16 protein-coding genes are annotated in these 20,729 nt (G+C 67.2%); 6 read left to right on the top strand and 10 right to left on the bottom strand.

From position 1 onward, the window contains the following. Window positions 1-6: 6 nt before the first annotated feature. From mrdA to C7H84_RS24960, 4 genes are all read right to left on the bottom strand, one after another. Window positions 7-2,295 (bottom strand): penicillin-binding protein 2, encoded by a 2,289-nt coding sequence (mrdA, locus tag C7H84_RS24975; RefSeq protein ID WP_121861258.1) that lies wholly within the window; start codon window positions 2,293-2,295, stop codon window positions 7-9. 109 nt (window positions 2,296-2,404) lie between these two features. After that, window positions 2,405-2,917, bottom strand: coding sequence for a rod shape-determining protein MreD (gene mreD / locus C7H84_RS24970; protein WP_009687274.1), 513 nt, complete (start codon window positions 2,915-2,917; stop codon window positions 2,405-2,407). Further along, window positions 2,914-3,990, bottom strand: a complete 1,077-nt coding sequence (gene mreC, locus C7H84_RS24965; protein WP_121861257.1) for a rod shape-determining protein MreC — start codon at window positions 3,988-3,990, stop codon at window positions 2,914-2,916. The genes mreD and mreC overlap by 4 nt, the downstream gene beginning before the upstream one ends. Window positions 3,991-4,129: 139 nt before the next feature. Then, a complete protein-coding gene (locus C7H84_RS24960; protein WP_004189550.1) occupies window positions 4,130-5,173 on the bottom strand; it encodes a rod shape-determining protein in 1,044 nt (347 codons plus the stop codon). Window positions 5,174-5,539: 366 nt separating this feature from the next. Between C7H84_RS24960 and gatC the strand changes: the two genes are divergently transcribed. The 5 genes from gatC (at window position 5,540) to C7H84_RS24935 (ending at window position 10,669) form a co-directional block, all read left to right on the top strand. Continuing rightward, the gene (gene gatC, locus C7H84_RS24955) at window positions 5,540-5,839 is read left to right on the top strand and encodes an Asp-tRNA(Asn)/Glu-tRNA(Gln) amidotransferase subunit GatC (protein WP_059874754.1); all 300 of its coding nucleotides are present in this window, start codon (window positions 5,540-5,542) and stop codon (window positions 5,837-5,839) included. A gap of 69 nt (window positions 5,840-5,908) precedes the next feature. Beyond that, window positions 5,909-7,399 (top strand): Asp-tRNA(Asn)/Glu-tRNA(Gln) amidotransferase subunit GatA, encoded by a 1,491-nt coding sequence (gene gatA, locus C7H84_RS24950; protein WP_121861256.1) that lies wholly within the window; start codon window positions 5,909-5,911, stop codon window positions 7,397-7,399. Window positions 7,400-7,401: 2 nt separating this feature from the next. After that, a complete protein-coding gene (gene gatB, locus C7H84_RS24945) occupies window positions 7,402-8,874 on the top strand; it encodes an Asp-tRNA(Asn)/Glu-tRNA(Gln) amidotransferase subunit GatB (protein WP_059534941.1) in 1,473 nt (490 codons plus the stop codon). Window positions 8,875-9,000: 126 nt separating this feature from the next. After that, window positions 9,001-9,840 carry a polyphosphate kinase 2 family protein gene (locus C7H84_RS24940; RefSeq protein ID WP_121861255.1) on the top strand — a complete coding sequence of 280 codons (840 nt, stop codon included), beginning with the start codon at window positions 9,001-9,003 and terminating at the stop codon, window positions 9,838-9,840. A gap of 55 nt (window positions 9,841-9,895) precedes the next feature. After that, the gene (locus tag C7H84_RS24935; protein ID WP_121861254.1) at window positions 9,896-10,669 is read left to right on the top strand and encodes an exodeoxyribonuclease III; all 774 of its coding nucleotides are present in this window, start codon (window positions 9,896-9,898) and stop codon (window positions 10,667-10,669) included. 90 nt (window positions 10,670-10,759) lie between these two features. Here the strand turns inward: C7H84_RS24935 and C7H84_RS24930 are convergent, their stop codons facing one another. Then, on the bottom strand, window positions 10,760-11,812 hold the full coding sequence (locus tag C7H84_RS24930) for an NAD(P)-dependent alcohol dehydrogenase (protein WP_121861253.1): 1,053 nt from the start codon (window positions 11,810-11,812) through the stop codon (window positions 10,760-10,762). Between the two features lie 228 nt (window positions 11,813-12,040). Here C7H84_RS24930 and C7H84_RS24925 point away from each other — a divergent pair, with 228 nt between their 5' ends. After that, window positions 12,041-12,985, top strand: coding sequence for an AraC family transcriptional regulator (locus C7H84_RS24925; RefSeq protein ID WP_121861252.1), 945 nt, complete (start codon window positions 12,041-12,043; stop codon window positions 12,983-12,985). A 59-nt stretch (window positions 12,986-13,044) separates the two neighbouring features. Here the strand turns inward: C7H84_RS24925 and C7H84_RS24920 are convergent, their stop codons facing one another. The 5 genes from C7H84_RS24920 to C7H84_RS24895 form a co-directional block, all read right to left on the bottom strand. Further along, window positions 13,045-14,100: a M48 family metallopeptidase gene (locus C7H84_RS24920; RefSeq protein ID WP_121861251.1), complete on the bottom strand. Its 1,056-nt coding sequence runs from the start codon at window positions 14,098-14,100 to the stop codon at window positions 13,045-13,047. Next, on the bottom strand, window positions 14,090-15,511 hold the full coding sequence (locus tag C7H84_RS24915; protein WP_121861250.1) for an AmpG family muropeptide MFS transporter: 1,422 nt from the start codon (window positions 15,509-15,511) through the stop codon (window positions 14,090-14,092). Before C7H84_RS24915 ends, C7H84_RS24920 begins: the two co-directional genes overlap by 11 nt. Before the next feature lie 116 nt (window positions 15,512-15,627). Next, the gene (gene metW / locus C7H84_RS24910) at window positions 15,628-16,236 is read right to left on the bottom strand and encodes a methionine biosynthesis protein MetW (RefSeq protein ID WP_021156285.1); all 609 of its coding nucleotides are present in this window, start codon (window positions 16,234-16,236) and stop codon (window positions 15,628-15,630) included. Beyond that, window positions 16,233-17,378 (bottom strand): homoserine O-acetyltransferase, encoded by a 1,146-nt coding sequence (locus C7H84_RS24905; protein WP_121861249.1) that lies wholly within the window; start codon window positions 17,376-17,378, stop codon window positions 16,233-16,235. The genes metW and C7H84_RS24905 overlap by 4 nt, the downstream gene beginning before the upstream one ends. A 272-nt stretch (window positions 17,379-17,650) precedes the next feature. Then, complete coding sequence (locus C7H84_RS24895) at window positions 17,651-20,599, bottom strand: autotransporter outer membrane beta-barrel domain-containing protein (RefSeq protein WP_121861248.1); 2,949 nt, start codon at window positions 20,597-20,599, stop codon at window positions 17,651-17,653. Window positions 20,600-20,729: the final 130 nt, after the last annotated feature.

The following is a 20,729-nucleotide window of genomic DNA, read 5'->3' as shown; positions in this document are numbered from 1 at the left end:
TCTCCGTTAATGAATCGTGCCGGCGTTCGCCGCTTTCGCGGGGGCCGACGCACGGAAGTTGTCGTCGCGCGGCGCGGTGGCGAGCGGCTGCGCGTCGCTGGCGGGCCGGCGCGGCCGGTGCGGGCGCCGGATCGGCGGCAGGCTCGCGGCCATCGGCGGCGCGGCGCTCGCGTCGGCCGGCGTGTTTGACGAGATTGCGCTCGCCGTAGCGGGCGCCGACGCAGCCGACGCGGCCGACGCAGCGTCCGCCGCGCTCGCCGCGTTCTGCACGACCGGCTGCGGCAGCGCGGTGAAGCCGGCCGCGACGGCGGCGGGCTTCGACGTGTCACCGACCACCGGCGCGCTGACCGGCTCGGTCGCCGACGCGGCGGCCGCCACGGCCGCGGCCTCGCTCTTCGGGTTCTGGCGTTCGACCAGATAGTAATCGAGCACGCGGCGCGCAATCGGGCCCGCGGCCTGTGCGCCCCAGCCGCCGTTCTCGACGACCAGCGCGACGGCGATCTGCGGATGGTCGACCGGCGCGTACGAAATGAACAGTGCGTGGTCGCGCAGGTGCTCGGCGAGCAGGTGGCCCTTGTAGTTCGAGCCCTGCAGCGAGAACACCTGCGCGGTACCGGTCTTGCCGGCCGCGAGGTACGACGCGCCGCGGAACACGGTGTACGCGGTGCCGGACGGGTTTTCGATCACGTTTTCCATCCCGCGCTTCACGACGTCGATGTCGGACTGCTTGAGCGGGATCACTTCGCTTTCCTTCGGCACCGTCAGGTGGCGCGCGCGCGTGATCGGATCCTCGACTTCCTTCACGAGGTGAGGCTTCATCACGACGCCGTTGTTCGCGAGCGTTGCCGTCGCATGCGCGAGCTGCAGGATCGTGAACGAGTTGTAGCCCTGGCCGATCCCGAGGCTGATCGTCTCGCCGTCGAACCACTTCTGCTGCGCGGCCTTCTTGAACGCCTTCTTCTTCCAGTCGGTCGACGGCAGGATCCCGCGCGCCTCGCCCTGGATGTCGATCCCGGTGATCTGGCCGAAGCCGAACGGCTTCATGAAATTCGCGATCGCATTCACGCCGAGGTCGCGCGCGAGCATGTAGAAGTAGGTGTCGTTCGACACCATGATCGCCTTGTTCATGTCGACCCAGCCCTGGCCCGAGCGCACGTCGTTGCGGAACGTGTGGCCGCCGAACGTGAAGTAGCCGGGATCCTGGAAGCCCCAGCCCGGCGTGCGCTTGCCGAGCGTCAGGCCGGCCAGCGCCATGAACGGCTTGTAGGTCGAGCCGGGCGGGTAGGTGCCGTGCAGCGGGCGGTTCAGGAGCGGCTTGTCGGACGAGTTGTTCAGCTCGTCCCAAGTCTGCTGGTCGATCCCGTCGACGAACGAGTTCGGGTCGAAGCTCGGCGACGACACGAACGCGAGCACGTCGCCCGTCTTCGGCTCGATCGCGACGAGCGCGCCGCGCTTGCCGGCGAACGCTTGTTCGGCCACCTGCTGCAGCCCGATGTCGAGCGACAGCACGAGGTTGTTGCCGGGCGTCGCCTGCGTGCGCGACAGCGTGCGCACCGGCCGGCCGCCGGCCGTCACCTCGACTTCCTCGAAGCCCGTGAGGCCATGCAGCTCGGCTTCGTAGCTCTGCTCGACGCCGATCTTGCCGATGTAGTCGGTGCCCTTGTAGTTGTTCGCGTCGCGGCGCGGATCGTAGTGTTCCTGATCGCTGTCGTTGTCGTCGCTCATCGCGTCGATGCGATCCTGGTCGCGCTTCGAGATCCGGCCGATGTAGCCGATCACGTGCGCGGCCGTCATGCCGAGCGGGTACTGGCGGAACAGCCGCGCGCGCACGTCGACGCCGGGGAAGCGAAAGCGCTGCGCGGTGAAGCGCGCGACTTCCGCGTCGGTCAGGCGCGTGCGGATCGGCAGGCTCTCGAAGTTCTTCGAGTCTTCCTGCAGTTTCTTGAAGCGGCGGCGGTCGCGTGCGTCGATCGGGATGATCTCGGACAGCTTGTCGATCGTGTTGTCGAGCGTGTCATTGAGCTTCGACGGCGTGATCTCGAGCGTGTACGCCGAATAGTTCTTCGCGAGCACCACGCCGTTGCGATCGGTGATGATCCCGCGGTTCGGCACGATCGGCGCGACCGAGATGCGGTTTTCCTCGGCCTGCAGCGCGTATTTGCCGTGCTGCATCAGCTGCAGGTAGAAGAAGCGGCTCGCGAGCAGCCCGAAGCAGACGAACACGAACACGCCCGCCGCCGCGACGCGCAGGCGGAACTTCGAGAGCTGCTGTTGGGTGTCGTTGAATTCGGTCATGCGGTTACGGTCGAGGCCCGTGTGCGTGAACCGCACGCGGGCGAGGGGCCGCCCCGGAGCGCGACGCGCGGCGGGCGTGGGGGCGGCGGGTATTCAAGGTCGGTCCGGCTCAGATGGGGCGCGTATCGTCCGGATCGACCGGGCGGCGTTGCGGCATCAGCAGCAGGTGGCTCGCGATCGGCCACAGCGCGGCTTCGACGAAGCCGTCCACCAGATAGCGCCAGCCGGGAAACGCGGCGCCCATCACGAGGCGGATCACGAACGGCACCAGCTGCGCGACGACCAGCAGCGGCGTGACATACAGCACCTGCACGCCGATCGGCATCCACAGCACGCGACGGTGGATCGTGATCGCACCGTACGACAGCAGCGTATAGGCGAGCGCGTGCTCGCCGAGCAGCCCCGCGTCGTGCACGTCCATCAGGATACCGAGCGCGAACGCGACGCCCATTCCGACCTTGCGCGGCTGGTGGATGTTCCAGAACAGCAGCACGAGCGCGACGAAGTCGGGCACGCCGGGCAGGCGGCCCCACGGCATCAGGTTCAGCAGGAACGCGGCGGCGAGGCTGAAGACGATGAAGTACGGGTTGACCGGCTGCAGGATGTATTGCGGGCGATTCATCGCTGGGCTCCTGATTGGCCGGCCGCGGGCTTCGCGGGCGCGGCGGCCGGCTTGGCCGGGGCGGCGGGCGCAGCCGGTGCCGGCTTCGCGCCGGGCGCGGCCGCGGCGGCCGGCTTCGCGTTCGCGTCGGCCTTGTCGGCTTTTTCGCCCTTTTCGCCCTTCGCCGCGGCCTTCGCGCCTTTCTTGCCCTTCGCGTTCTTGTCGGCGGCCGGGTCGGCCTCGGCCGGACGCGGCGGGACGTCGTTCTGGTAATGCAGCACGAGCATCTGCCGCGCGCCGCGCACGGCGGCGACCGGCGCGCAGGTCACGCGTGCGAACGCGGTATCGGCGAGCTTGTCGACGCGCATGACCTTCGCGACCGGCAGCCCCGGCGGATAGACGCCGTCGAGGCCGCTCGTGACGAGCTCGTCGCCCGCGACGAGATCCGAACTCGTCGGCACGAAGCGCAGGTCGAGCGAATCGCCCTTCGGCGTGCCGTAGATCACGCTGCGCAGGCCGGTGCGCAGCACCTGCACGGGAATCGCGAGGTCGCGGTCGGTGATCAGCGTGACTTCGGCCTGCAGCGGGAACACGCGCGTGACCTGGCCGATCACGCCGTCCTCGCTGACGACCGGCGCGCCGTTCTGGAGGCCCTGTTGCGAACCCTGCCCGATCACGATCTTCTGCGTGAACGGGTCGCTGGTGTCGTACTGGATCTCGACCGGCGTCGATTGCGTCGCGATGTGCTGGCGCAGCTCGAGCACCGCGCGCAGATGCATGTTCTCCTGCGTGAGCACCGCGGCCTGGTTGGCCTGCGTCGACAGCTGCAGGTTGCGCTTGCGCAGCGCGTCGTTCTCATGGCGCAGCGACGCGCCGGTGACGGCGATGTCGGCCGCGCCCATGAACACGTCGCGCGGTACGAGCGCCGCGCGCTGCAGCGGATACAGCACGGTGCCGAGCACGCCGCGGAGGATTTCGAGCGTGCTGAAGCGCGCGTCCGACACGAGAAGCGCGATGGCGAGGGCGACGAAGAAGATGAGCCGCGCGAGCGCGGGCGGACCTTGCTTGAAGAGGGGCGGCGGACTGTATTCCATGGTCGGCGCCGGGCGCGTGGCGATCGGTTAAATAATGCTCAGACGCGCAAACGGCGTGGCGGTTCGTTCTGAACGAGCGATCCGGCCACGCCGCGGGTGCGTCATATCAAACGGGACTGCTTAGGCGATCACTCGTCGATCACTCGTACGAGAAGATGCTGCCCAGCTTATCCATGCGCTCGAGCGCCATGCCCGAACCGCGAACGACGCAGGTCAGCGGATCTTCGGCGACGAGCACCGGCAGGCCGGTTTCTTCGGCGAGCAGGCGATCGAGGTCGCGCAGCAGCGCGCCGCCGCCCGTCAGCATCATCCCGCGCTCGGCGATGTCGGCGCCGAGTTCCGGCGGCGTCTGCTCGAGGGCGATCTTCACCGACGACACGATCTGGTTCAGCGGATCGGTCAGCGCTTCGAGGATTTCGTTGCTGGAGATCGTGAAGCTGCGCGGAATGCCTTCCGACAGGTTGCGGCCCTTCACTTCCATTTCCTTGACTTCGGAGCCCGGGAACGCGGAGCCGATTTCCTTCTTGATCGCTTCGGCGGTTTGCTCGCCGATCAGCATCCCGTAGTTGCGGCGGATGTAGTTGACGATCGCTTCGTCGAACTTGTCGCCGCCGACGCGCACCGAACCCTTGTACACGATGCCGCCGAGCGAGATCACGCCGACTTCCGTCGTGCCGCCGCCGATGTCGACGACCATCGAGCCGGTGGCTTCCGACACCGGCAGGCCTGCGCCGATCGCGGCCGCCATCGGCTCCTCGATCAGGTAGACCTGCGAGGCGCCGGCGCCGTGCGCGGCTTCCTTGATCGCGCGGCGCTCGACCTGGGTCGAGCCGCACGGCACGCAGATGATGATGCGCGGCGACGGCGAGAACATGCGCGACTCGTGAGCCGTCTTGATGAACTGCTTGATCATCTGCTCGGTGACGGTGAAGTCGGCGATCACGCCGTCCTTCATCGGGCGGATCGCCTCGATGTTGCCCGGCACCTTGCCGAGCATCTGCTTGGCTTCCTTGCCGACCGCCTGGATCGTCTTCTTGCCGTTGGGGCCGCCTTCCTGGCGGATCGACACGACCGACGGCTCATCGAGGACGATGCCCTTGCCGCGCATGTAGATCAGGGTGTTTGCGGTGCCGAGGTCGATCGCCAGATCGTTGGAGAAGTAGCTGCGCAAAAAACCGAACATTCAGAATCCTGTTTCGCTCTGGGCCGGCCCTGCATAGCGAGCGCTGAGGGCGGCAGCGGAAAAAATAACAGCCTCGGGAAGCGTGGCGGAAGCGGCCGCCGCGGCGCACGAAGCTGCGAGTGATGTCTACCGGGGATCGCACGAAGCACGCACGGCTTGCCGAAGCGGGGCGAAACGGTGCGGGAAAAGGCTGCCGGGTTTGGGTCGAACGCGTAATGATACCTTATAATTTCACGGTATTTGAATCGAAACGGACGGTATTTTTGCCGCTTCGGCCCCGATTTTTGAGGGTGACAACGCACCCTCCAACCCCCCGCCGCGGCGCGTTTCTGACGTGCCGCGCAGCCTTGTTTTTCCGGTGATCGCATGGCCCTGACCCTGACCGATGTGAAACGCATCGCGCACCTGGCGCGACTCGAAATGGCCGACGCCGACGCCGAGCACACGCTCGGCCAGCTCAATGAATTCTTCGGCCTCGTCGAGCAGATGCAGGCGGTCGACACCGCCGGCATCGCGCCGCTCGCCCACCCGATCGAACAGATCCAGGAAGTCGCGCAGCGCCTGCGCGACGACGCCGTGACGGAAATCGTCAATCGCGACGACAACCAGCGTCCGGCGCCGGCCGTCCAGGACGGCCTCTATCTCGTGCCGAAGGTGATCGAGTAAGCATTCGATGACAAGCGCGCCGGCCGGCCTGCGCCGCGCGCCACCCAGAATTCCCAGGAAAACCACTCAATGCACGCAAAAAGCCTGACCGAACTGCGCGCCGCGCTCGCCGCCAAGGAATGCTCGGCCGTCGAGCTCGCGCAGCTCTACCTGAAACGGATCGATGCGGCCCGCGACCTGAACGCGTTCGTCCACGTCGACGCCGACCTCACCCTCGCGCAGGCGAAGGCCGCCGACGCCGAACTCGCGCGCGGCGCGGGCGGCGCGCTGACCGGCCTGCCGATCGCGCACAAGGACGTGTTCGTCACGCGCGGCTGGCGCTCGACCGCCGGCTCGAAGATGCTCGCGAACTACGAGAGCCCGTTCGACGCGACCGTCGTCGCCCGCCTGCAGGCGGCCGGCATGGTCACGCTCGGCAAGACCAACATGGACGAGTTCGCGATGGGCTCGTCGAACGAGAACTCGGCGTTCGGCGCGGTGAAGAACCCGTGGGACACCAACGCGGTGCCGGGCGGCAGCTCGGGCGGCAGCTCGGCGGCCGTCGCCGCGCGCCTCGCGCCGGCCGCGACCGGCACCGACACCGGCGGCTCGATCCGCCAGCCCGCGTCGTTCGCGGGCGTGACCGGCATCAAGCCGACCTACGGCCGCGTGTCGCGCTACGGGATGATCGCGTTCGCGTCGTCGCTCGACCAGGGCGGCCCGATGGCGCAGAGCGCGTCCGACTGCGCGCTGCTGCTGAACGCGATGGCCGGCTTCGACGAGCGCGACTCGACGAGTCTCGAGCGCGACGATGAAGACTTCACGCGCCACCTCGGCCAGCCGTGGGCGGCCGGCAACGATGCGGGCAAGCCGCTCGCGGGGCTGCGCATCGGTTTGCCGAACGAGTATTTCGGCGAGGGCCTCGCCGACGACGTGCGCGCGTCGATCGACGCGGCGCTCAAGCAATATGAAGCGCTCGGCGCGACGCTCGTGCCGGTCTCGCTGCCCAAGACGGAACTGTCGATCCCCGTGTACTACGTGATCGCGCCGGCCGAGGCGTCGTCGAACCTGTCGCGTTTCGACGGCGTGCGCTTCGGCCACCGCGCCGCGCAGTACGGCGACCTGCTCGACATGTACAAGAAGTCGCGCGCCGAAGGCTTCGGGCCTGAAGTGAAGCGCCGGATTCTCGTCGGCGCGTACGTGCTGTCGCATGGCTACTACGACGCGTACTACCTGCAGGCGCAGAAGATCCGCCGCATCATCGCGAACGATTTCCAGGAAGCGTTCAAGTCCTGCGACGTGATCATGGGCCCGGCGTCGCCGTCGGTCGCATGGGATCTCGGCGCGAAGGGCGACGATCCGGTGCAGATGTATCTCGCGGATATCTACACGCTGTCGGTGAGCCTCGCGGGCCTGCCCGGCATGAGCGTGCCGTGCGGCTTCGGCGCCGGTGCGAACGCGAAGCGCCCGGTCGGTCTGCAGATCATCGGCAACTATTTCAACGAAGCCCGGATGCTGCAGGTCGCCGACGCGTTCCAGCGCGCGACCGACTGGCACAAGCAAGTTCCGGCGGGGGTGTAAGCATGACTCAATGGGAAGTCGTTATCGGTCTCGAGACGCACGCGCAACTGTCGACCGTCTCGAAGATTTTCTCGGGCGCGTCGACGCAGTTCGGCGCGGAGCCGAACACGCAGGCGTGCCCGGTCGACCTGGCGCTGCCGGGCGTGCTGCCGGTGCTGAACCGCGGCGCGGTCGAGCGGGCGATCCGCTTCGGGCTCGCGATCGGCTCGACCATCGCGCCGCGCAGCATCTTCGCGCGCAAGAATTATTTCTACCCCGATCTGCCGAAGGGCTATCAGATCAGCCAGTACGAGATTCCGGTCGTGCAGGGCGGCCAGATCACGATCCAGGTGCCCGCGAACGAAAAGGCCGGCAAGGAAGCGTACGAGAAGACCGTCAACCTGACCCGCGCGCACCTCGAGGAAGATGCAGGCAAGTCGCTGCATGAAGATTTCGCCGGGATGACGGGGATCGACCTGAACCGTGCGGGCACGCCGCTGCTCGAGATCGTCACCGAGCCGGAAATGCGCAGCGCGGCCGAGGCCGTCGCCTATGCGAAGGCGCTGCATGCGCTCGTCGTGTGGCTGGGCATCTGCGACGGCAACATGCAGGAAGGTTCGTTCCGCTGCGACGCGAACGTGTCGGTGCGCCCGGTCGGCCAGGAAAAGTTCGGCACGCGCGCCGAGATCAAGAACCTGAACTCGTTCCGGTTCCTCGAGGAAGCGATCAACTACGAAGTGCGCCGCCAGATCGAGCTGATCGAGGACGGCGGCGAAGTCGTGCAGGAAACGCGCCTATACGATCCGGACAAGCGCGAGACGCGCTCGATGCGCAGCAAGGAAGACGCGCACGATTACCGCTACTTCCCCGACCCCGACCTGATGCCGCTCGTGATCGGCCGGGACTGGGTCGAGCGTGTGCAGGCCGGCATGCCCGAGCTGCCGGCCGCGATGCAGCAGCGCTTCGTCGAGCAGTACGGCGTGTCCGCGTACGACGCGGGCGTGCTGACGTCGAGCAAGGCGATGGCCGCGTACTTCGAGGCCGTGGTCGCGAAGGCCGGCGCGGCGAACGCGAAGATCGCCGCGAACTGGCTGATGGGCGACGTGTCGTCGCAGCTGAACCGCGACGGCATCGAGATCGACGCGATTCCGGTCTCGGCCGCGCAGCTCGCGCTCGTGCTGCAGCGTATCGCCGACGGTACGATCTCGAACAAGATCGCGAAGGAAATCTTCGCGACGATCTGGGACGAGAAGGCCACCGACGAAGGCGCGGCCGACCGCATCATCGACGCGAAGGGCCTGAAGCAGATCTCCGACACCGGCGCGCTGGAAGCGATCATCGACGAAGTGCTCGCGGCGAACGCGAAGTCGGTCGAGGAATTCCGCGCGGGCAAGGAAAAGGCGTTCAACGCGCTGATCGGCCAGGCGATGAAGGCGACCAAGGGCAAGGCCAATCCGCAGCAGGTCAACGAGCTGCTGAAAAAGAAGCTCGGTTGAACATGGCCGCGCGCCTGAACCGCGCCTGAGCACGGGCCGCCGCCGAACCTGTTCGGGGCGGCCCGTCGCTTTGGTGCATGCGTTATCGTGTGCACGTGTGCATTGCACCGTCCAACGGAGGAACGTATGGCGAAACAACCGTCGCTCGATGATTTCCGCGTGCCGTACAGCACGCGCGAGAAGGAAGCTGCCGCATTCAAGCTCGACGCGTTCGATCCGGGCGCGAAGCCGTTTTCGTCGGGGTCGAAGGATGCCGACCGCGAACGGCTCGGCGCCGTGTCGACGGAACTCGACGTGCAGCAGGAGCGCCTGCACACGCAGCAGAAGAAGCGCGTGCTGCTCGTGCTGCAGGGGATGGACACCAGCGGCAAGGACGGTACGGTGCGCGCGGTGTTTCGCGACGTCGATCCGCTCGGCCTGCGGATCGTGCCGTTCAAGGCGCCGACGCCGATCGAGGCCGCGCACGATTTCCTGTGGCGCGTGCATGCGCAGGTGCCGGCCGCGGGCGAACTCGCGATCTTCAACCGCAGCCACTACGAAGACGTGCTCGTGCCGCGCGTGCTCGGCCTGATCGATGGTGACGAATGCGAGCGCCGCTACCGGCAGATCCGCGATTTCGAGACGATGCTCGCGGAGAACGGCACGACGATCGTCAAGTGCTTCCTGCACATCTCGAAGGACGAGCAGCGCGAGCGGCTGCAGGCGCGCATCGACGATCCGACCAAGCACTGGAAATTCGACATCGCCGATCTCGACGCACGCAAGCACTGGGACGCATACCAGTCGGCGTACCGCGACGCGCTCGCCGCGACATCGGCCGAGCATGCGCCGTGGTACGTGATCCCGGCGAACTCTAAGACGCATCGCAACGTGATGATCGCCGAGCTGCTGCTGCGCGCGCTGACCGACATGAAGCTCGAATTCCCGCCGCCGAAGCCGGAGCTCGAAGGCGTGAAGATCCGCTAGGCTGCGATCCGGCAAAATATCTCGAAATGAATCGAACGGAACAACGGAACCCCACATGATGCGAGTGATTACCGCCAACCTGAACGGCATCCGCTCCGCCGCGAAGAAGGGCTTCTTCGAATGGCTCGGCGAACAGAACGCCGACTGCGTGTGCGTGCAGGAAATCAAGGTCTCGGCCGACGACCTGCCGGCCGAATTCGTCGAGCCGCACGGCTTCAGGAGCTATTTCCACCACGCCGAGAAGAAGGGCTACAGCGGCGCGGGCGTGTACAGCCGCCACGAGCCCGATGACGTGATCATCGGCTTCGGCAGCAGCGAATTCGACGCCGAGGGGCGCTATGTCGAGGCGCGCTACGGCAAGCTGTCGGTCGTGTCGGTGTACGTGCCGTCCGGCTCGAGCGGTGAAGAGCGCCAGCAGGCGAAGTACCGTTTCATGGACGAGTTCATGCCGCACCTCGCCGAGCTGAAGAAGAAGCGCGAGGTGATCCTGTGCGGCGACGTGAACATCGTGCACAAGGAAATCGACATCAAGAACTGGAAGAGCAACCAGAAGAATTCGGGCTGCCTGCCCGAAGAGCGCGCGTGGCTCACGCAGTTGTTCGACGACGTCGGCTACGTCGACGTGTTCCGCACGCTCGACCCGCGCCCCGAGCAGTACACGTGGTGGAGCAACCGCGGTCAGGCGTACGCGAAGAACGTCGGGTGGCGGATCGACTACCAGATCGCGACGCCGGGCGTGGCCGGCACCGCGAAAAGCACGTCGATCTTCAAGGACATCAAGTTCAGCGATCACGCGCCGCTGACTGTGGATTACGACTACAAGAAGTAATCGTCGCTGTCGGGCAATCCGGTCGCCGGATGCAGAACGGGCCGCATGTCGAACATGCGGCCCGTTTCGTTTCGGACGCCGCTTGCTGCGTTACTGCTTGATCGACGCCATGTCGATCACGAACCGGTACTTCACGTCGCTCTTCAGCATCCGTTCGTAAGCGGCATTGATCTGCTGCATCGGGATCATCTCGATATCGGACGTAATGCCGTGCTCCGCGCAGAAGTCGAGCATTTCCTGCGTTTCCGCGATCCCGCCGATCAGCGAGCCCGCGAGGCGGCGGCGCTTCAAGATCAGGTTGAACACCTGCGGCGACGGATGGTCGTGCTCCGGCGCGCCGACCAGCGTCATCGTGCCGTCGCGCTTCAGCAGGTGCAGGAACGGGTTCAGGTCGTGCTGCGCGGCGACCGTGTTCAGGATGAAGTCGAAGCTGTTCAGGTGCGCATTTATCTGCGCTTCATCCTTCGAGATCACCACTTCATGCGCGCCGAGCCGCTTGCCGTCCTCGATCTTCGACGGCGACGTCGTGAACAGCACGACGTGCGCGCCCATCGCTCGCGCGAGCTTCACGCCCATGTGGCCGAGCCCGCCGAGGCCGACGATCCCGACCTTCTTGCCGGGGCCGACGTTCCACTGGCGCAGCGGCGAATAGGTCGTGATCCCCGCGCACAGCAGCGGCGCGGCGCCGGCCGGGTCGAGCGTGTCGGGCACGCGCAGCACGAACGCCTCGTCGACCACGAGCTGCGTCGAATAACCGCCGTACGTGATGTCGCCGGTCACGCGATCCTGACCGTTGTAGGTGCCGACGAAGCCGTTCTCGCAATACTGCTCGAGGCCTTCCGCGCAGCTCGGGCAGGTGCGGCACGAATCGACGAGGCAGCCGACGCCGACCAGCTCGCCGACCTTGAAGCGCGACACCTGCGGGCCGGTCGCGGTCACGCGGCCGACGATTTCATGGCCCGGCACGACCGGGTAGATCGTGTTGCGCCATTCGTTGCGGGCCTGGTGCAGGTCCGAGTGGCAGACGCCGCAGTAGAGCACCTCGATCTGGACGTCGAGGTCGCGCAGCGCGCGGCGCTGGAATTCGAACGGGGCGAGCGGCGACTGCGCATCGGTCGCCGCGTAAGCGTAAGTTGTGCTCATGCAGGGGCTCCTTGTCCGGGAAAAACATCCGGCGTGACAGACTGCCGCCGCACCCTGTGGCGATGCGGCGAGACAGGTGCCCATCGTAAGGAGCGGAGCGCGTCGGCGAAATACACGAAGGTCTCGAAGATTTGCCTATTCCTCTCGAATTGCGCGCGAACATCCGTCAAAACGCTTTCAGGGTGCTACATTGCGAGCCAGATTCTCTTGCCGGACAGGATGACGCCGATGAGCTTCCAGCCCCTTTTTGACGACTCGGGCGACCGTGTGCAGCGCCGCATGATCGACCTGCATACGCGCCTTGCGCCGAACGAGGGCGATACGCTGGCGGCGCTCGACGGCGTGCGTTTCATTCGTGTGAGCCGTCCGGTGCCGCGCATGCCGGTGCTGTATGAGCCGAGCATCATCGTCGTATGTCAGGGTCGCAAGCTCGGTTATCTCGGCGATCGCTCGTTCGTGTACGACGCGCAGCAGTATCTGGTGCTGTCCGTGCCGCTGCCGTTCGAATGCGAGACCTTCGCGAGCATGGACGAGCCGTTTCTCGCGATCTCGATCCGCGTCGATCTCGCGGTGATTGCCGAGCTCGCGATCCTGCTCGACGAGACACTCGGCGCGGCGGTCAGCGAGCCGCTCGGCGTCTACTCGACACCGCTCGATGCGCCGCTCGCCGACGCGGTGGTGCGCCTGCTCGAAGCGCTCGCGTCGCCGCACGACACACGCGTGCTCGGCCCGGCGATCATGCGCGAGATCGCGTACCGCGTGCTGACCGGCGCGCAAGGCGACGCGATTCGCGCGGCGCTCGTCCAGCAGCATCATTTCGGCCGCGTCGCGAAGGCGCTGCGACGCATCCATGCGGATCTGAAGGCCGATCTCGACGTCGAGACGCTCGCGCGCGAGGCCGGGATGAGCCTCGCGGTGTTCCACGCGCAGTTCAAGCACGTGACGGCGACGTCGCCGATGCAGTACGTGAAGGCCGCGCGCCTGCACCAGGCACGCCTGATGATGGTGCAGGACGGGGTCGGCGCGGGGGCGGCCGCCGCGCGGGTCGGCTATGCCAGTGCGTCGCAGTTCAGCCGCGAGTTCAAGCGGCTGTTCGGCCGCAGCCCCGGCGATGAAGTGCGCTGGATGCGCGAAAGCGGCAGCCGGCCGGTCGAGGCGGAAGTCGGCGCGTAGCGCGCGGCGTCACGCGCAGGCGCGGGCCGACGAGGAGTGGAGGATGCCGGTTGCGGCGCTCAGCGCCGCACGACCTTGCGCCGCTGCGCGCTGATGCCCGCGTAGTCGGGCAGCGTGTCGACGCGTTTGCCCGTGGCCTTCGCATAGAGCGGCATCAGGTCGGGCAGGCGGTTCAGCAGATCCTGCCGCCGCGCCGCGCTGTACGGGTGCATGTAGATGAAGCCCGACGTCTTGTTCGCGCGCGTTGCCGCCGCGAGCTTGTCCCACAGCGTGATCGCCGCACGCGGATCGAAGCCCGCACGCGCGGCGATGTCGCCGCCGATCACATCGGCTTCGGTTTCGTCGGTCGGGTCGTAGCGCAGCGTTTGCAGGCGATCGCCGAGGTTCAGCGCCTGCGGCAGCGGATCGCCGACGCCGAACAACGGCGGCAGCGTCGCGGCGCGCAGCGACGTTTGCGACGTCGCGCTGAAATTGCTGCGCGCGTGTTCGCGCAGCGCATGCGCGATGCCGTGTGCGATCAGCACGCCGAACTCGTCGTCGTTCAGGCGCACGCGATCGAGCAGCCCGCCGTACACGAGCACCTTGCCGCCCGGTAGGCAATTGATGCGGATGTCGCGCGAGCGGATCGCGTTGACGTCCCACGCCCAGCTTTTCACGCGATCGTTCCACTTCACCGAATACGGCGCGAGCTTCATCACGATCGCGCGCAGCCGCTTCACGCGCGGCTGGTTCGCAGGCAACAGGCGGTCGCTGTCGGCGGCGGCCTGCACGATCTGCGCGTATTCGTTCACCGTGAGTTGTTCGAGCAGCGGCGACGGGATCAGCGTGCGGAACGCGATCGAGTTGCCGTAGCGCACCTGCTGCGACGTCGGCGTATAGCCTTTCGTGGACACGGCGCCGCCGGTCGGCTGCGCGGCTTCGGCGCCGGACGGCGGCACGGACGCCGCAGGCGCTGTCAGCGTGGACGACGACGCCGGTACGGCGGCAAGCGCGAAGCCGGTCGCGGCCGAGCTGGCGTCGGTCGCCTGCGCGTTCGCGACCGCGCCGAGTGCCGCGATGCCGATGCTCAGCGCGGCGGCGACGCGTGCCGCGCGTTGCGGTCGATCATTGCGCACGGCTGGCCTCGCCGTTGCGCGCGACGCCGTTCCACGGCGCGATCTTGAACAGCAGCAGCATGCCGGGGATCGCGAGCGCGGTACACGCGATGAAGTAGTCGAACCAGCCGATCTTCGCGACGATGAAGCCGCTTGCGGCCGATGCGAGCGTGCGCGGCACGGACGCGAGGCTCGTGAACAGCGCGAATTGCGTCGCCGTGTAGCGCGGGTCGGTCGTGCTCGCGATATACGCGACGAACGCGGCCATCGTCAGGCCGGTCGTGAACGTTTCGAAGCCGTAGACGAGCGCGAGCGCGACCGTCATCGGGCTGAATTGCGGTGTGACGGCGAGGCCGAACACCGCCAGCGCCGACGCGATCGCATGGCTCGTCGACACCGTGAACTCGTACAGCATCGCGAGTACCGGCGAGCCGGGGCCGAGCTGCGCGAGCCACGCGAAGCCGAGCGTCGACACCATCTGCAGCGCACCGAAGATCCACAGCCCGCGGCCGATCCCGATTTTCACGAGCCAGACGCCGCCGATGATGCCGCCGGCGACGCTCGCGACGAGCGCGGTGGTTTTCGCGACGATGCCGATCTCGGTGCGCGAGAAGCCGATGTCGAGGAAGAACGACGTCGACAGCGTGGTCGCCATCGTGTCGCCGATCTTGAACAGGAAGATGAATGCGATGACGAGCAGCGCGCCGGCCCAGCCGTCGCGCTGGATGAATTCGCGGAACGGCAGCACGATCGCGTCGCGCAGGTTGCGCGGCGGCGTGCCGACGACTTCGGGCTCGCGCACGACGAGCGTCATCAGGATGCCCGGCAGCATGAACGCGCCGGTGAGCGCGAACACGATGTCCCACGGCAGGTGGTCGGACAGGATCAGCGCGAGCGAGCCGGGGATCAGCGCGGCGAGCTTGTACGCGTTCACGTGCACCGCGTTGCCGAGGCCCTGCTCGGTGTCGCGCAGCAGTTCGCGGCGATACGCGTCGATCACGATGTCGGAGCTCGCGCCGAAGAACGCGACGAGCGTCGTGAGCGCGGCCACCGTCCAGATCGAGTCGCGCGGCGATACGAAGCCGAGCGCGGCGATCGCGCCGGCGACCAGCACCTGCGTGAGCAGCATCCAGCCGCGCCGGCGGCCCGGCCGCCAGCCGGGTAGGCGCGGGATGTAGCGGTCCATCAGCGGCGCCCACAGGAACTTCCACGTATACGGGAACTGGATCAGCGCGAACAGGCCGATTTCCTTCAGGTTCACGCCCTCGGAGCGCAGCCAGGCCTGCACGAGGTAGACGAGCGTGAACAGGGGCAGCCCCGACGTGAAGCCCAGGAACACGCAGATCAGCATGTGCGTGTTCAGATAGGCGCGCCAGCCGGGGTGATCCTCGTGAGCGGTGAGTGCGGGCGCCTCGTGTGGCGTTTTGGACATGGGCTGGAACTGGGTAGCGTTGACTGATTGCGGCGGCAGCGCAGGCGGCGCGAACGGCGCAGGAGGGGCGGCCGCACGCGTGGGCGGGCCGGATCGTCGGTCAACGGCCCCCCGGCTCAGCTGCGCTTGACGCGATAGACAGCAAGACTACCACGCCAGTTCGCCCCCCATCGAATCGGCTGGCCTTCGTGCAGCACGACGCGGTCGAGGATCGTCACGCCCACTTCGGGCGCCAGTGCCTCGAAATCCTTGATCGTGAGTACCCGCACGTTCGGCGTGTTGTGCCACTGGTACGGCAGCGATTTCGACACCGGCATCCGGCCGTGCAGCACCGACAGCCGGTGCGACCAGTAGCCGAAGTTCGGGAACGACACGATGCACTCGCGGCCGACGCGCGCCGTTTCGCGCAGGATCGCGGCCGTCTGGTGAATCGTTTGCAGCGTTTGCGACAGGATGGCGATGTCGAAGCTGTGGTCCTCGAACAGGCGCAGGCCGTCCTCGAGGTTCTGCTGGATCACGTTGATGCCGTTCTTCGCGCTCGCGAGCACGCCCGCGTCGTTCAGTTCGATGCCGTAGCCGGTGACGTCCAGCTCCTCCATCAGCAGCGCGAGCAGCGAGCCGTCGCCGCAGCCGAGATCGAGCACGGTCGAGCGCGGCTCGACCCAGCGCGCGATCGTGCGGAAGTCCGCGCGCGCGGACAGGGAATTCAGCGCTTGCTGGTTCATGCGCCCACCTCGTTGGCGATTCGTTCGTAATACGCGCGGATCAGGTTGTGATAGCGCGCGTCGTCGAGCAGGAAGGCGTCGTGGCCGTGCGGCGCGTCGATTTCCGCGTAGCTGACCGTGCGCTTGTTGTCGAGCAGCGCCTTCACGATCTCGCGCGAACGCGCCGGCGCGAAGCGCCAGTCGGTCGAGAAGCTCGCGATCAGGTATTTCGCCTGCGTGCGCGCGAGCGCGGCCGTCAGGTTGCCGTCGAACGCCTTGGCCGGATCGAAGTAGTCGAGCGCGCGCGTGATCAGCAGGTACGTGTTCGCGTCGAAGTAGTCGGCGAACTTGTCGCCCTGGTAGCGCAGGTACGACTCGACCTCGAACTCGACGTCGAAGCTGAAGTTGTACGCGTCGAGTGCGCCGTCCGCGCGGCGCAGCGCCCGGCCGAATTTCTCGGCCATGTCGTCGTCGGACAGGTACGTGATGTGGCCGATCATCCGCGCGACGCGCAGGCCGCGCCTCGGCTTCACGTCGTGCGCGTAGTAGTCGCCGCCGTGGAAGTCGGGATCGGACAGGATCGCCGAGCGCGCGACCTCGTTGAACGCGATGTTCTGCGCGGACAGCTTCGGCGTCGACGCGATGTCGATGCAGTGCGCGACGCGCTCCGGATACATCAGGCTCCACGCGAGCGCCTGCATCCCGCCGAGGCTGCCGCCCATCACGGCCGCGAAGCGTTCGATGCCGAACGCGTCGGCGACGCGCGCCTGCGCATGCACCCAGTCCTCGACGGTGACCACCGGGAACTTTGCGCCGTACGGCTTGCCGGTCGACGGATCGATGCTCATCGGGCCGGTCGAGCCGAAGCACGAGCCGAGGTTGTTCACGCCGATCACGAAGAAGCGGTTGGTGTCGAGCGGCTTGCCGGGGCCGACCAGGTTGTCCCACCAGCCGGTGCTGCGCGGATCGTCCGCGTAGACGCCGGCGACGTGATGCGACGCGTTCAGCGCGTGGCACACGAGCACCGCGTTCGAGCGCGCGGCGTTGAGCTCGCCGTACGTCTCGACGACGAGCTGATAGTTGCCGATCACGCTGCCGCTTTGCAAGCGCAGCGGTTCGGCGAAGTGCATGGTCTGTGGAGCGACGATGCCGATCGATTCCATTCGTTCCGCCTTATGACTGGGCGGCTAAACGGTGTCGGCGATGCGCGGAGGCGAAGGTGCGCGGCTGACGACCTCTTTAGCCGCATTTGTAGTGAACCGCCGGGACGAACGCGCATCAGCACATCAACGTCCCGGCCGGTTCGCGCGCCCGCAATCGAGTCAGCAAATCGGCGCGCTTCCGACCTGCCGCCAGGGAGGCGGCAGTCGGAAGAGTATAGCGGAATTCCGTCAGGGGCGGATTTCGCGCTTGGCGGCTGCGGGAGCCGCCGGCGTTACCACCGGTACTTCGCCGAGAGCTGGCCTGTCACGACCGAGTAGTCGGAGAAATTCCCTTCGACACCGAGGCTTGCCGAAATCGAGAACTGCCGGCCCAGTTGCCCGGTCGCCCCAACGCGCACGGCCGCCCGATCGCGCGGCACGCTGAACGAGAACGCATTGCGGTCGAGCGTCAGCGAGCGCGAACCCGGGCCGTGCCACCAGTTCGCCTCGATGAATGGCCGAAGTTCGCGGCCGTTCGGCATCGCGGTCACGCCGTGTACGCGCACGCCCAGGCGCGTGAGCACATCGGTCGAGCCCTGGCCGTCGAGACTGCCGCCGGCGGTGCGATGCGCGTCCGCGCGATAGTCGGACACGACGAGCTGCGCTTCCGGCTCGACGAAGAACCGAGTATCGCCGTGCTCGTAGAACCGGAGCGAATAGCCGGTCTCGACCGAGCCCGTCACGGTGCGCGACCGGTACGAATCGGTCGCGAGGCTGCCGCCGACGCTGTTCGCGTACGCGCCGTACATGAACCAGGCATCGACGTAAGGGCCGGTCAGGATGTCACGGTTGCCGTACCAGGTGCCGTACGCGCCGACGTTGTAGCCAGCCACGCTGCCGCGTGCGGTGGCGTCCGTCACGCGGCCTTGGAGCGGATTCCACAGCGGGCGAGTCGACCAGTTCGTCTGGCTGCCGTACATGCCCATCGCGCCGACGCGCACGCTGCCGCCGCGGCCGTCGTCGAAGCGGAACAGGTCGGCGCCCGCATGAATCAGACGACCGTTGCCCGACACGCTGCGGTTGCCGCCCGACATCGACGTCATCTGGCCTTCGGCACGCAGCCACACGGCGCCGTCGAGCGGGCCGGGTGCGGTGGTGCCGGTGCGCAGCGACGCGTCTTCGCGCTGATGCAGCGTATGGATCGCCATCATCGATGCGGCGTCCGCGTTTGCCAGATATGCATCGGGTTCCGGTGCGGCGACGCGCGGCGGCGGCTTGATTTCCTCCGGCCCGACCGGCGGGTCGGGCGGAACGGGCGGCTGGGGCTTGGCTGCGGACACGAGATACCAGTCTTCCGCCTGCCCGCCATCGCCGCCTCGCTTGAGCATGTAGTCGTAGCCGCCGGCCGACAACGTGCCGAAGCCGTTCCGGTAACCGTCCGACGCCGCATCGAGCGTGAAAGCCGTCGCATCGGTCGTGCCGCCATTGCGGGTTTCGACGAGCGGGATGCCGATGGTCGTCGGCGCGCCGTCGCCGCCCGTGCGTTTGACGACGATGCCGGTGTCGCCCGATGCGTGGCCGCCGTCGATCACGAGCCGGTCGGTGGGCGATGCGTCGTCCTTAAGCGTCGTATGGAGGACCAGCTTGCCGTTGCGGGCCGCATAGTCGCCGGTCACGACCAGCGTGCGCGGCGTGGGCGACACGCCGGCCGCCGGTGCGCCGAACGCGATCGTCGAATCGTTCAGCGCGATCGAGCCGACCGACGAGTCACCGGTGACGGTCCAGCGGCTGTTCGTGTCCAGCGACAGCGTGCGGACCGCGTTCGTCGCACCGGCCCACTCGGACGCGTTCGCCAGCGTGACGTCCGTCACCGCATGGGTCGGGCTGCCGTCGTCGGTCGGGTGATTGACGATGTCGCCTTCGGCATCGGAGCGCGTGTCGAGCGCCAGGCGCACCGGCGCGCCCGACTCGGCGTGGACGGACAGCAGCGTGCCGTTGCCGCCGACGGCACGCGTGCCGTTTTGCAGCGTGATCGTCGCATTCGATGCATCGATCGCGCCATGGCGTTCGCTGACGAGCGTGCCGTCGTCGATCGACAGCGTGCCGCCATAGACGCTTGCCGCGTAGGCACCGGCGCCGGTCGTGCGGGCGTCGCTGCGCAGCAGGTCGACCGTGCCGCCGGCACTTGCATACAGCGCGGTGGCATCGTCGCCGTGCGTCTCGACGCTCGTGTCGGTGAGCGACGCGACGGAGTCTGCGCCGGCCGCCAGCACGCCGCGCCCGAGTTCGCCGCTCGTCACGATGCCGCCGCGCGTCACGGCGACCTTGCCGCCGAGCCGGGCGACCACGCCGATCGCGCCCTTGCCGGTGGTCGTCACCTGCGTATCGGTGGCGTCGACGACGGGGGTGTCGGTGTACTCCTTCGATGCGTAAAGGCCGTGCGCGCTGGCGCCGTGCGTGACGACGCTCGTGCGTTCGAGCGTGACGTTGCCCTCGCGCGTATCGATGCCGAGCGCCTTGTATCCGCTGGTTTCGAGATGCGAGTCGCTGAAGGCGACGGTGGATGCGCCAGGCATGTATAGCACCGACGCATAGTCGCCGTCGGTGCGGATATCGGTACGCTTCAGCGTAGCCAGGATACCGCCGTAGCTGATCGACAGGCCCGTTCCGAAGAGGCCGCTGGTGCGGATCAGCGTGTCGGTCACGTCGATGGTGCCGCCGGGAACCAGGATCGTCATGATCCCGGACGCCTCCTTGCCGCGCGTCACGATCACGCTGTCGGAAATCGACAGCCGGCTGTTGGCGCCGTCGATGGATACCCCGTGCCCGTAGTCGCCATCCGTGTCGATCGAGATTCGTTCTGCAGACGCGCTGCCGCCCTGGCGGAGGTCGATACCGGTGCCGGAGCCGCCGCGGGTCCGGATCTCGGTGTCGCGCAGCGCGACGCTCGAGCCGCGGCCCAAGGCTGCGACGCCAGCGGAGCCGTAACCGGATGAGAATACGCGCGTCTTGCCCTTGGTGGTCAGTGTGCCGCCGTTGACTGCGGTCAGCACGGGCTCGCCGGAGTCGGTCGTCGTATATTCGCCGGGCGCGATGTCGAGCGTGACGCCGTCTGCTTTTTGCGCTCCCCCGGAATAGGCTTCGGCAATCAACGGCCAAGGGACGACTGCGCTGGCGAGCAATGCGGAATGGGCGAGACGCCGGCCGCGATGCACGGGATTGAATGGGAACTTGCGCTTCACCTGTTGGCCTCGTTTTTACTTGAACAGGTGAAAAATATTCCAGTCGGGAGAATCGCGAAATTGGACGAGTTCGATTTTTCGCGGCTGAATGAAGCGCGCCGCCAAGGCTCGCCTGTCGAATGCCGAGGCG

The organism is Burkholderia sp. Nafp2/4-1b (assembly GCF_003635165.1).
Taxonomy (GTDB): Bacteria; Pseudomonadota; Gammaproteobacteria; order Burkholderiales; family Burkholderiaceae; genus Burkholderia.
The sequence above is the reverse complement of the archived record's forward strand: the minus strand, read 5'-3'. Positions and strand labels throughout refer to the sequence as shown.